Annotated in this window: 17 protein-coding genes and 1 pseudogene; 6 read left to right on the top strand and 12 right to left on the bottom strand. The window is 30.1% G+C overall.

Translation table 11 applies throughout. The features are described from left to right. Positions 1–99: 99 nt before the first annotated feature. The 5 genes from modA to Q9969_RS09860 all read left to right on the top strand — a co-directional run bounded on the left by modA (position 100) and on the right by Q9969_RS09860 (position 4,453). Positions 100–918 (top strand): molybdate ABC transporter substrate-binding protein, encoded by an 819-nt coding sequence (gene modA / locus Q9969_RS09880; protein ID WP_305557310.1) that lies wholly within the window; start codon positions 100–102, stop codon positions 916–918. A 58-nt stretch (positions 919–976) separates the two neighbouring features. Next, positions 977–1,651, top strand: a complete 675-nt coding sequence (modB, locus tag Q9969_RS09875) for a molybdate ABC transporter permease subunit (protein ID WP_305515767.1) — start codon at positions 977–979, stop codon at positions 1,649–1,651. A 55-nt stretch (positions 1,652–1,706) separates the two neighbouring features. Beyond that, complete coding sequence (locus Q9969_RS09870; protein ID WP_305515764.1) at positions 1,707–2,741, top strand: ATP-binding cassette domain-containing protein; 1,035 nt, start codon at positions 1,707–1,709, stop codon at positions 2,739–2,741. 576 nt (positions 2,742–3,317) lie between these two features. Beyond that, a complete protein-coding gene (locus Q9969_RS09865) occupies positions 3,318–3,932 on the top strand; it encodes an aldo/keto reductase (protein WP_305557307.1) in 615 nt (204 codons plus the stop codon). A gap of 29 nt (positions 3,933–3,961) precedes the next feature. Beyond that, the gene (locus Q9969_RS09860; protein WP_305557304.1) at positions 3,962–4,453 is read left to right on the top strand and encodes a 4Fe-4S dicluster domain-containing protein; all 492 of its coding nucleotides are present in this window, start codon (positions 3,962–3,964) and stop codon (positions 4,451–4,453) included. A gap of 578 nt (positions 4,454–5,031) precedes the next feature. Here the strand turns inward: Q9969_RS09860 and Q9969_RS09855 are convergent. After that, positions 5,032–5,238: a transposase gene (locus tag Q9969_RS09855; RefSeq protein ID WP_305515709.1), complete on the bottom strand. Its 207-nt coding sequence runs from the start codon at positions 5,236–5,238 to the stop codon at positions 5,032–5,034. A gap of 94 nt (positions 5,239–5,332) precedes the next feature. After that, a complete protein-coding gene (locus tag Q9969_RS09850; protein ID WP_305557301.1) occupies positions 5,333–5,530 on the bottom strand; it encodes a hypothetical protein in 198 nt (65 codons plus the stop codon). Between the two features lie 73 nt (positions 5,531–5,603). Between Q9969_RS09850 and Q9969_RS09845 the strand changes: the two genes are divergently transcribed. Then, a complete protein-coding gene (locus Q9969_RS09845) occupies positions 5,604–5,789 on the top strand; it encodes a hypothetical protein (protein ID WP_305556707.1) in 186 nt (61 codons plus the stop codon). Between the two features lie 61 nt (positions 5,790–5,850). Here Q9969_RS09845 and Q9969_RS09840 read toward each other — a convergent pair whose 3' ends face one another. From Q9969_RS09840 to Q9969_RS09795, 10 genes and pseudogenes are all read right to left on the bottom strand, one after another. Next, on the bottom strand, positions 5,851–6,345 hold the full coding sequence (locus Q9969_RS09840) for a helix-turn-helix domain-containing protein (protein ID WP_305557298.1): 495 nt from the start codon (positions 6,343–6,345) through the stop codon (positions 5,851–5,853). 21 nt (positions 6,346–6,366) lie between these two features. Next, positions 6,367–6,639: a PD-(D/E)XK nuclease family protein gene (locus Q9969_RS09835; RefSeq protein WP_305557326.1), complete on the bottom strand. Its 273-nt coding sequence runs from the start codon at positions 6,637–6,639 to the stop codon at positions 6,367–6,369. Positions 6,640–7,067: 428 nt separating this feature from the next. Further along, a complete protein-coding gene (locus Q9969_RS09830) occupies positions 7,068–7,358 on the bottom strand; it encodes a hypothetical protein (RefSeq protein WP_305557295.1) in 291 nt (96 codons plus the stop codon). Next, positions 7,330–7,908 (bottom strand): 3'-5' exonuclease, encoded by a 579-nt coding sequence (locus Q9969_RS09825; protein WP_305557292.1) that lies wholly within the window; start codon positions 7,906–7,908, stop codon positions 7,330–7,332. Before Q9969_RS09825 ends, Q9969_RS09830 begins: the two co-directional genes overlap by 29 nt. Continuing rightward, positions 7,889–8,386: pseudogene (locus Q9969_RS09820) on the bottom strand (3'-5' exonuclease); the annotation flags it as partial. The pseudogene Q9969_RS09820 and the gene Q9969_RS09825, both read right to left, overlap by 20 nt. 52 nt (positions 8,387–8,438) lie before the next feature. Continuing rightward, complete coding sequence (locus Q9969_RS09815) at positions 8,439–8,990, bottom strand: UvrD-helicase domain-containing protein (protein WP_305557289.1); 552 nt, start codon at positions 8,988–8,990, stop codon at positions 8,439–8,441. A gap of 74 nt (positions 8,991–9,064) precedes the next feature. Beyond that, a complete protein-coding gene (locus Q9969_RS09810) occupies positions 9,065–9,367 on the bottom strand; it encodes a UvrD-helicase domain-containing protein (RefSeq protein WP_305557286.1) in 303 nt (100 codons plus the stop codon). 203 nt (positions 9,368–9,570) lie between these two features. Beyond that, positions 9,571–10,404, bottom strand: coding sequence for a hypothetical protein (locus Q9969_RS09805; RefSeq protein ID WP_305557283.1), 834 nt, complete (start codon positions 10,402–10,404; stop codon positions 9,571–9,573). After that, positions 10,401–11,885 (bottom strand): hypothetical protein, encoded by a 1,485-nt coding sequence (locus tag Q9969_RS09800; protein WP_305557280.1) that lies wholly within the window; start codon positions 11,883–11,885, stop codon positions 10,401–10,403. The genes Q9969_RS09805 and Q9969_RS09800 overlap by 4 nt, the downstream gene beginning before the upstream one ends. Positions 11,886–12,112: 227 nt before the next feature. Then, entirely contained in the window at positions 12,113–12,373 is a 261-nt protein-coding gene (locus tag Q9969_RS09795) for a hypothetical protein (RefSeq protein ID WP_305557277.1), read from the bottom strand. Positions 12,374–12,375: the final 2 nt, after the last annotated feature.

Here is a 12,375-nt window from a genome sequence, read left to right as displayed (position 1 = left end):
TATGGATGAATAAAATTATTCATTTTTCACTGTCTTTTCATTAATCTTTGATTATGTATTTGATACTGAGAGTATAAATTATTTGAAGAGGAGAATAACATGAAATCTATGAATAAATGGTTAATTATTGTTATTATAGCTTTGGTGGTAGTCATTGGTGTAGGTGCCTATGCTGCGGGCTGGTTTGGAAGTAGTGATGCGGCTAGCACTGAACTAAATGGACAGGAAGTTAATTTGGCTGCAGCTGCTAGTTTAAAAAATGCATATGATAAAGATTTAATTCCTATGTTTGAAGAGAAATATCCTGGTGTAAAAATCACTCCAACTTATGCTTCAAGTGGGGATTTGCAATCTCAAATTGAAAATGGTTTAGAAGCAGATGTATTCATGTCTGCTGCTAATAAACAGATGGATGCTTTAGTTGATGAAGGATTAATTGATAATGATACTAATGTTCAATTTTTAGAAAATAAAGTTGTTTTAATTGTACCTAAAGACTCAAATGCTAATATTTCCTCATTTGATGATTTAAAAGATATTAATGGCACTATTGCTATTGGCGATCCTGAATCAGTACCTGCGGGACAATATGCTAAAGAGGCATTAACCAACCTTGGACTATGGGATAATGTTGAATCTAAATTATCTTTAGGCACTGATGTAACTGCTGTGTTAAATCAGGTAGCCCAAGGATCTGCAGAATGCGGTATCGTATATTCTACTGATGCCAAATCCACTGATGATGTTGAAGTAGTTTGTGAAGCTCCTGAAAATTCTTTAAACACTTCTGTTATTTATCCTGTAGCAGTACTTAAAGATTCAAAAAATGCAGATGCCGCAAACAAATTTGTCGAGTTCTTACAAACTAAAGAAGCTAAAGATGTATTTGTTAAATATGGATTCACAATTCATGAATAAACTCAAACATTGATTATTCTTTTTTTGAATAATTAAGAATATTAAAGGTGATAATGGCATGACTGATTGGTCCCCTATCTTTATTTCAATGAAAACCGCAAGTTTATCAATTTTGATAACCTTTTTCATAGGTTTGATTGTTGCTTGGGGCATTGTTAAAATTAAAAATGACACAATAAAAATTGTACTTGATGGTATTTTCACACTTCCAATCGTGTTGCCTCCTACTGTAGTAGGGTTCTTTTTATTGTATATTTTTGGGGTTAGGGGACCTATAGGCATGTTTTTTATAGATTTTTTCGCTGTCAAAATAGCTTTTTCATGGCCTGCAACTGTTATTGCCGCAGTAGTCATGTCTTTTCCTTTAATGTATCGTTCTGCTCGTGGCGCATTTGAACAGGTGGATTCCAACTTATTAGATGCTGGCCGTACATTAGGCATGTCGGAGTGGAAAATTTTCTGGAAAATTTTATTTGCAAATGCATTTCCTGGAATTATTAGTGGTGGAATTCTTTCTTATGCTAGGGGTTTAGGTGAATTCGGTGCTACAGCTATGCTTGCAGGTAATATTGCTGGACAAACTAGAACTCTACCTATGGCAGTTTATTCTGAAGTAGCTGCAGGTAATATGGGAGATGCTTTTAATTACGTAATATTCATTGTTATTATATCATTTATAGCTATTTTTATTATGGATTTTATTTCTATACGTAAGGAAAAACGATGGAAGTAATTTATTAATTAGAGACAATTAAAAATATATTTTAGAGTATTACTGGTGAAGGATTATGGGCAATAAATTAAAAGTGAATATTCAAAAAAAACTTAAAGAATTTGATTTGGATGTTGATTTTGAATTGAAACAGGGGTGTTTAGGTATTCTAGGTCCTTCTGGTTGTGGTAAAAGTATGACACTTAAATTTATTGCAGGCATCTTTAATCCGGATAATGGTGTTGTAAGTTTAGATTCCAATGAAGAAACTGTTTATTTTGATTCTAATAAAAAAATTAATTTAAAACCTCAAAAAAGAAATGTAGGTTATCTCTTTCAGAATTATGCTTTATTTCCAAATATGACTGTTGAAGAAAACGTGGCTGCCGGTTTATCTAAGGATGATGATATCAACATTGTATCTGAAATGATTAAGCGTTTTCATTTAGAAGGATTAGAAAAAAGATATCCTCGACAATTGTCCGGAGGTCAACAGCAAAGAGTAGCTTTAGCTCGCATATTGGCTTATAATCCTGATGTTATATTGCTTGATGAACCATTCAGTGCTATGGATACTTTCTTAAAGGAACAATTACGTATTGAACTTGTTAATTTACTAAGGGACTTTGATGGATTTTCTATTCTGGTTACTCATGATCGTGATGAGGTGTTCCAGTTTTGTGATGAACTTTTAATATTGGATAAAGGCAAAATTATAGCGAAAGGAGATACTCATGAATTATTTGAAAATCCGGGAAAAGTTCAGGTTGCTAGACTAACCGGCTGTAAAAATATTTCTAAAATTGAAGTTATTGATGAGTATCATCTCGAAACTTTAGATTGGGGAGTGGTATTTGAAGTATCTGAAAAGATTTCACCTAATATTACTCATATTGGAATAAGGGCACATGATTTTTCTCCTGCTGAGAAAGATGATGTTAATGTGTTTGATACCAAAAATGCGAAAAAATTAGAAATGCCTTTTGAATGGGAAATAATTTTAACTAATGGTCTGTGGTGGAAATGTGATAAACAGATTCATGATCATGAATTTGAAATTCCTAAGTATTTAAAAGTAGATCCTAATAATATAATCTTATTAGAAGATTAATTCACATTATCTTTTTTTCATTGAATTTTAAACTATTGTTTTGAAATAATATTTGGTTATAGGATTTGTCAGAATTATCCGGTCATTGTTGGGTGTTTATTTATTAATTCGGTATTAAAACAGTTTTATTCAGGAATATTGCGATTTTTGGTTCAAAATATCTTTTGTTGTTGCAATTTGTTTATATTTTTTATATGCAGTTGATTTTTTGCTACTGAAAAAATAAAATTTTATTTTAGATGGATATTTAATTTCTCTCCAGTTCGGGCTTTTTAGGGAGTGTATATTCAAAATCATGAATTTAAATATGAAGATGTAAAAATGATTTCATGACATTTAAACCTGAAAGAGCAACCTATTGGAAAATATTGCAATGTCAATTTCATTTAGTTTTGTAATTTATTTCTCACATTATATTTCAATGGGTATTTATATTTTGGATTTATAAAAATCTATTTATATGTTTCCCGTTATCTTCTGCAATGATTGTTGGAGGTAGTTGGTTACTAATATTCCAATTTTAAAAATGGGCAGTGGTTTAAAATAAATTATAAGATAGGGGATGGAGAGTAAATTATGGTAGAATTAGGTTTGGGGATGATGAGACTTCCCCTTTTAGATGAAAATGACTTTAAAAGTATTGATTATGAGCAAGTAAATAAAATGGTAGATTCTTACATGGAAAGCGGATTCAACTTTTTTGATACTGCATATGTTTATCATGAAGGCGTTGGGGAAGAAGCTTTTAGAAAATCAGTAGTTGAGAGATATCCTCGTGATTCCTTTATGTTATCAACTAAATTGCCCTTATTTGTAATTACAAAGGAATCTCAATTAGAACCATTATTTGTAGAGCAGCTTAAAAATTGCGGTGTTGATTATTTTGACTATTATCTGCTTCATAATGTAAGTGGTTATACAGAAACCGCTTGGAAAAATGTTGATTTATATTCATTCATTCAAAGGAAAAAAGAAGAGGGATACATTAAACATATTGGATTGTCCACCCATGGGGATGCTGAATTTTTGGAAGGCATTTTAGTCGAACATCCTGAAATTGAATTTGTATTGCTTCAAATCAACTATATCGACTGGGAAGATGAAGCAATTGAATCAAAAAAATGTTGGGAAGTTGCAAGAAAATATAATAAAGAAATCATGATTATGGAACCATATAAAGCGGATTTTTAGCAGATGTTCCTAAAGAAGCCAAAATAATAATGAAGGATTATAATCCTGATAAATCAGTAATTTCATGGGCCATGAGATTTGTAGCTAATCTTGAAGATATTAAGGTCATATTCACGGGTACAAGTAATTTGGAACAACTTGAGAATAATATTTCAGAAATCAAAAATGCAGACCCCTTAAATGATGAGGAACTTGAAATTCTTAAAGAAGTTTCTGAAATAATTAACAGCAACATTACTGTTGACTGTACAAAATGCAGATATTGCATTGATGCATGCCCCGAAGAGATTGATATTGCAAAAATTTTTGATTTGTACAATAAAGATAAACTCCTGGGCAATGAAGGTTGGTCACAAGCAGGTAATGCTTATTTAAATTATTCAAAACTTCCTGATGTTGGAATAGCTTCTGATTGTGTTGAGTGCGAAATGTGTGTTGAAGAATGCCCACAACAAATCGACATCCCTGAAGTTTTAAAAGATGTTGCAAAGACATTTGAAACTGAAGGATATGGTTTTTAAAATTAAGGCACTTTCAAAAACTTGTATGATAATTAATTTTTTCGATTAATCTATTCATTTAAATTTTTCAAAATAACGGATTAATTAGCTTTAAATTATAAAAATAACTCCAAATATTAAGAAAAAGTTTTTAATAAAAAACTTGAAGATATTTAAATCACACAAGTTTTTGAAAGAACCAAAATTACATTCCTAGAAACTTAAGGTTTTTTCTTCTTTTTTTGTTCTTAATTTTAATTGATTCCACATTTACTTATTCTGATACTTTATTAAATAGTTTTAATTAACTTATAGTTAATTTTAATAATCAATCATAGTTTATTAGCTACAAATATTAATATTATGATTAAGGTTTTTAAGTTAATTTGAGGTGAGGTGATGTACTTTTTATAGATTCATCATGGAACTTTTTAAAGTAAGTTTTTGATTGTTTTGTGTCAAAAAAATATATTGCCGAAGCCAATAGATTCATTAGGGAAAGAAAAATGACTTAGAAAGATTATATGGATTATATTCTTTCTCAAAGAAGATGTAACATGATCATATTAAATCGATTAGATTTTTCACATTATAGTTAATTACCAAATTTTTGGTATAAATGTTTCGAGCCATTTGTCATGAACTTTTGTTTCAGAAATCGATTCATTATACGTTTCTATTGTTAAATCTCGCAGAAATTCTTTTGATTCAAGATAATAATGTTTTATTTTTCTTTTTATTTGTCTCCATATTTGTTCAATTGGATTTAAGTGAGGAGAGTATGGTGGGAGGTATATTAATTCAATAAGATGTAATGCTATTTTTTGATGAATGCAGACTTGTGGACGCTATAATTATCTAGAATTAAACATATTCTTTGTTCGGTTTGCATTTTTGTTATTAATGTCTTCTTTTTGTAACAGATTTAAAGTTTATTTTTCGTCTTATTTCTCTTCTTTTTTTCACATTGTTGAGTGATTCTCTATTGCAGTGTTTTCCAATGATTCTAGCGATTGTTGAGGTGGTATTGTCCTTATATTTTTCTAATGTTTTTAAAATTTTTGCTGCGAAAACTTCATTATCTTTGTTGTTTTTCATTAATATTTTATCTATATCTTCATCAGTTAGATTAACATCGAATATTATTTTATTTAATATTTTTACTGTATTTTTGTTGTTTGTATTTGCTATTCTTAATTCTAGAAGTGCTATTGCAATTTCTGGTGCTGTTGATGAATTTGTGATTGTGATGGTCGAATTTCCATTTATTGTTAGTGATCCAATGGCGTTGATTTTGAATTTGTATGGATTTACAGTTTGTGTGTGTTTGGTTCCTTTTTTATATAGTGATTTTTGAGTGTAGGGTTCATTTTGGAATGATGCTTCATCAAATAAGACTATAATATCGTGTTGTTACGTTATGTTCTTCTAAAAGTTTTTTTTAACTGTTCTTCAGCATCTTCAGGGGATTTTGAAAATTTAGGATATGCTTTGCTGTAATTGTATCCTAATTTCTTTACAATTTTTCCTATTTGTTTTAAACTGTAATCTACATTAAATTTTTCATTAACAAGAAGATGTACATCTTTCATTGACATATTTGGTGTTTTTTCAATGATTTTGTCTAATTCAATTAGTTGATCATAAGTTAATTTTGATGGCCTTCCACCACCAAAAGAAGGTTTTAAACCTTCCAATCCTTCAGATTCACATGTTTTAATCCATCTGTGAACTGTTTGATATGATTTTCCTAGAATATTCGCAGCATCAGTTATTGTATTGCCTTCACTAACAATTTTAACAGCAATCAATCTTTGATAATACCTATGATAAGCCACATAATTGCTGATTTCCTCATCTAATGCGGTTTTAGTCATTTTATTAAAAACATCAATTTTAGATTTTCCAGACATATTTTATAATTTGTCAGTCATCTATAATAATAACAAAGTTTGGTTAGTAATTATAATAGTGTAAACTTTAAGTTCGCTAATTTCCTTACCTTCATATTCATGATTTTGGTCCCTTAATGCCAATACATATAAATGAAGTTGCTTTTTAAATTTATCTTTGTATTTGGCCTCTAAGCGAGTATTCTTATAATCAATAATGCCCAATTTACCATCAATTTCATAGATTAAATCAATGACTCCATTAAGGGCATAGTTTCTGTCTTTTAAATAGAAGGGATATTCACTATCAAGTATTTTTATATTTTTACCGTAATTTTTATAATAATGAATAAATGTTGCCGATTATTTCGTTAAGTTGTTTTTCATACCCAACAGGATCCTCTTCTTTTAACTCATCATTTGAATTTTCAAATAATTCCTCTATTGTTTTAACAACCTCATCCTCACCAATAAAGACATTGCCATTATTAATTATTTTTTTGTTGATAACTTCAAGTGTATAGTGGGCAAAAATCCCATCATCAATCTCCTGTTTTTCAATGATATGGTGAAATTAACTCCGTTAGCTAGTTTTATATCTAAATGGACAATTATTATAATTTTCCAAAGCAGTGAAGCTTAAATCAACACAGTATTCATCATCCTCTTCATCCTTCCTGCAATACACCACATTGATGTCCATATCTTCAGGGTCAATTAATTTGCATTTATTTAAGTTTTCATTAATTGCATTTTTCTATGCAGTCCGGACCTTTTGGAAGTCTTTCAAATTCACTTTGTTCAATTGCGATTTGATTTGACTGGTTCATATCCTCCACTAATGAAGACAATATTAATGTATCCTCTGCACGAGTCATTGCAACATAAATAACTCTTTCCTCTTCCATATTATGAGACAGTTCAGGCCCGAATTCCTTATCAAATTTGGGATAATTTAAACAGTCATCAGGAGTGTAATAAACGGGCTGGCCAAAAATCCATCCATTATCTGGATTTGGATCGATATATTTCATTGGGAAATTGTCTTTTTTCAAGAGAGGGAATAATAACAACCGGGAATTCTAATCCTTTTGACTGATGGACAGTCATTATTTGAATGGCATCACTTTCATCAGAATAAGCCGAATGTCCTTCAATGGTTCTATATACAAACCAAAATGCGGTAGATTCGGCAGGGGTTTGTAAAACAGACCATTCTTCAATGGTTCTATATACAAACCAAAATGCACCTCTAATGTCCCGGTTGAACTTAACGTCAACAAATGTTTGAAGAGAACCTGTAATTTTTGAGAGGTTGTTAATTATAATATCTCCTTCATCACTTAAGATTAAATCTTCAGACAAATAACCGGTAACATCAGTTAATAGTTTTAAATAAACCTCAGAAACTGTTGACCTGTCGTAGAATTTAACATCCTCAGAGTACAATGAGTCTTTAAATTCATTTAATTTTCTAAAGAATTCCAAATCATCTTCATTTTCAATACCATATTCAATTAGGTTATCGTTTGTTAAAACCGGCCTTGTAACACTATTAAATATTTTAAATGAGCATTTCCTCATCACGGGCAAATACTGTTTTGAAGGATTTTTTACCTCCTTTATTATGGTCTTTTAGCCAAAAATAATTTTCAGCCCTGACAACATCCTCTTCAAATTTATTCTGCAAGCTAATCAGTATCTCTTTTGTCTCATCAGATAAATTGAACAAGATCTGATTGGCATATGCCTTTAAATTCAGCCAGTCTTTTTCCCATCTATTAAACCTGTGACTGTGAGGATCATCATCTGAAACCAGATGGTGAAAGAGTGTTAAAATTGACTTAATTTCATCCTGACTGATTAAATCATTGTTATTGACCTGAAATTTAATATTTTCCGCTTCTAATTTTTCAAGCAATGGTCCGATACATCGTGAGGTACTTTTTGAAAGAGAACGAAATAGAATGCCAATATCGGACAATCTATTGATTTTTTCATTTTCAATCAAATATTTAATGATATTTACAATGTTTTCAGCTTCACTATCAATTGATGATTCTTTAGTCGATTTATTTTTAGCATCATAGTTATTTAAAGAATAATAAACATGATTATTTTACATCACGACCACATTGAGCCTTTCCAAGTGCGGATTCAACTGGTCTTTGATGTTTAATGAAATCTTCAGACACATCGATGATTTCATGAGTGGAGCGATAATTAGTGGTCAGGCTTTTAAACTCGAATTTATCTTTATGATATTTAGCTAAATATGTAAATGGATTAATGTTTGAACCTCTAAATCCATATATGCTTTGATTAATGTCACCTACTACTGTAAATGATTTTGCTTGTTTCATCAGATACTCAAACAATTCCATCTGCATAGGATCTGTATCTTGAAACTCATCAATTAGTATGTTGGTGAACTGTGTTTTAAATCCATCTTTTTTGACAATTTCTAATGCATCCTTTTGTAGATGTGCAAAGTCAATTGCTTTTTCGCGCTTTAAGATATTTTTCATAAATCGGATAGGATTTGGCGATTTGCAGATGTATTGTGCATTATACTTGGACTCTTTAAACTCATCATTTTTTCGAACTTCATCATGAGGATATTCTCCATCATTTAATTCCATTCGCTCACGGACAAAAGTGGACATATCCCTCGCTGACTGGCCTATTTTCTGTGATATAATCAATTAACTTATCTGTGTCAACACTGAAAGAGCAATATTCATTTATATTTATTGGCAATATATTTGATGTTGCTACTTGACATGTAACATTCTTTAACAAATCCAAGCTCTTCCATATGCTTTCCAATGAACAACAAGTTTTTCTCACCGGCATCGTCTGAAATGATATTTAAACCAACATGACCATTTTCTTCAAGTATCTTTTCGCAAAAAGAGTGAATAGTTGATATATGCATCTTTTGAACATCACTTTTTAACAAATCACCTTCAGACAATCTCTCTCGAAGTTCATCTGCAGCTTTAGTTGAAAAAGTGACAATTAGCAATGATTTAGGATCCACCCCCTAACTCATTTACCATATAATTAACTTTTTCAATTAAAACACGGGTTTTGCCTACACCCGACCCCGCTTCTATGCTTAAAAACTTATTTCCCCCATAAGTAACAATCTCTTTCTGTTAATACTGAATGTTTTCAGTTGAATTATTCAAAACTAAAAAAAGGTTAAAATAAGGAAGTATTGGTGGTTCCTTATCTTTTTTTTTATTTGATTGTTATTGTGTTTTTTATTTTTGATTTGGTGTATTGTGTGTAGATGTTGTATTTGCCTTTTTTTAGGTTTTTGATTTTTAGTGTGGCTATTCCTTTTTTGTTTGTTAATTTTTTGTATTTTTTTCCTTTGAATTTAAATGTTATTTTCTTTTTTGCTTGTGGTTTTCCTTTTGTGTTTACTAGTTTGGCCTGGAATTTTGTTGTTTTTGTTTTTTTCTTTATGATGTTTTTTGCTGTTAGTAGTGGTTGGATTGTGATTTTATTTTTTGTGATGAATTTGGTGTATTTTGTGGTTATAGTGTGTGTTTTTGGTTTTTGTGTGATTTTTAGGCTTGCATATCCATTTTTGTCTGTTTTTTTACTGTATGTTTTTCCTGATATTGTGAATTTTACTGTTTTTCCAGCGCCTACATTTTTACCATTTGCATGTATTATTTGTACTTTAAATGTTCCACCCATGAAATAAATATTCATGTTTTTATTTTTTGTTATTGGGGATTTTAAGATTTTTACCATGGATTTAAATGTGCTTGGACCATAATCTTTATCTCCATTGAATTTAGCTATTATTGAGTATTGTCCAGGTTTTTGTTTGAGAAGTATAGTAGCATAGCCATATTTGTCTGTTTTTAGGTTGTATTTTTTATTTTTGATTGTGATTTGAAGATTTTTATAAATTAAAGGTTTTCCTTGGTAGTCTGTTAATTTTACCTTATATTTTGTCCCATCATTATAAAACATATACACATTATTAGAATTTAAATAAGAATCACCAGTAATAATTAAATCATTAGTCAAATCATTACCGTCTTTTTTATAAATCAAATTTTAATAGTGTGTTTTCCACTGTTTAAATTAAAAAAAGTAATATTCTTATTTATCCCACTATTAAGGATTTTATTACCATTTTCATAGTAATTAACATTGTAATTATTATTTTTGTAGTAAATTAAGTTATTAACAGTAACAGTGTTTGTATTTTTAGGACGAAATACACTAAAAGTACAAGCAAATATATCACCTGGATTATACCAGTAAATAGCATTACCTTTAAATTTTTTAGCATGGTTATTAACAAAAGAACAACCACTTAATTTACCATTATCACCAGCCCAATCAACAGCACCACCAACATCTGCATGATTATTAACAAAAGAACAAGCACTTAAAAAACCATTATCACCATACCAATCAACAGCACCACCATCAGCATCTGCATGATTATTAACAAAAGAACAAGCACTTAAAAAACCATTAGCACCAGTCCACCAAACAGCACCACCAACATCTGCATGGTTATTAACAAAAGAACAAGCACTTAAAAAACCATTAGCTCCAATATCCCAACAAACAGCACCACCAGCATCTGCATGGTTATTAATAAAAGAACAATCCTTTAAAGTACCATTAGCACCCCACCAATAAACAGCACCACCCCTATTATATGCATGATTATTAACAAAAGAACAAGCACTTAAAAAACCATTAGCACCATGCCAATAAACAGCACCACCACCATACTCTGCATGGTTATTAACAAAAGAACAATTCATTACCTTATCATTAACCCCATACCAAGAAACAGCACCACCATCCCATTTAGCATGGTTATTAACAAAAGAACAAGCACTTAAAAAACCATTATCACCATACCAATCAACAGCACCACCATACCCATCTGCATGATTATTATTAAAAGAACAAGCACTTAATTTACCATTATTACCATTCCAATAAACAGCACCACCCTTTTCTGCATGGTTATTGTTAAAAGTGCAGTTTTTTATATTGCCGTGTGTTCCATGTAAGTAAATAGCACCACCAAGTTTACGTGCGTGGTTATTTTCAAAGTAACAATTTTCTAAATTAACATTATCTCCAAACCAGTCAATGGCACCACCCCAATCTGTTTGAGTATTATTAGCATTTATGAATCTTATATTTTTTAATGTGACTTGATTGTCACCTATCCAGAATATTCGTGTAGCTAATCTTCCGTTAAGTACATGGTTTTTACCATCAATAGTTAAAGGTTTATTAATTATTATCGCATTATCTCCAAATACATATGTATAGTCTTTAGTTAGAGTTATTGTACCACCAATAGGTGCTTTGTTGATTATGTTTTGCAAATCAGTAAATGTTGAAGTAGATCCTTTTAAATCGCTTTTGTTCATTTCAACATTTAATTTATCATTATCTTCAACTTCTAAAATTGTAGTATTTTCACTTAAATCTATTTCAGATGTTGCATTGTCTTGTGCTGAAACAGCTGAAATAGATAAAAATATTAAAAATAAAAACACTATTATAACTTTATTTAAATTCTTAATCCATTTTATATCAATCCTCCGGATCTTAATATTTTCATAATTAAATGAAATTGAATCAATATAATATTTAAATAATTAATAATGATTCTATACAATCATCTATAAATAATTAACTGTTCTGAATCAATCCGGGACTGTCAATTTGTTAGGTCTTCATTTCTTCTTTTTGTCCAACCATCGTTTTTATGCATTAATGCACTCTATAATCCTTGCATAGTCCTATAACTTCTTTTTTCGTATTTTGGCATTGTATTGCCATTGAAATTTTCTAATTTATTATTTGTTGGTTCTAAATGTCTTTTATAATCATCTTCAAGGAATATTAGGAATTTTCTGTATTCTGGGAAAAAATTCTTTTTTAGATACTTGGCCAAATGTTCTGGATAATATTTTATTTCATCTTTTAAAAATTTTATATACTCAATTGTTTCATCAAAGGTTGGTTGTTTAAATAATTTCATAA

It is taken from the genome of Methanobrevibacter sp. V74 (assembly GCF_963082495.1).
GTDB lineage: Archaea > Methanobacteriota > Methanobacteria > Methanobacteriales > Methanobacteriaceae > Methanocatella.
This window is presented reverse-complemented; position numbering and strand designations above follow the sequence as displayed.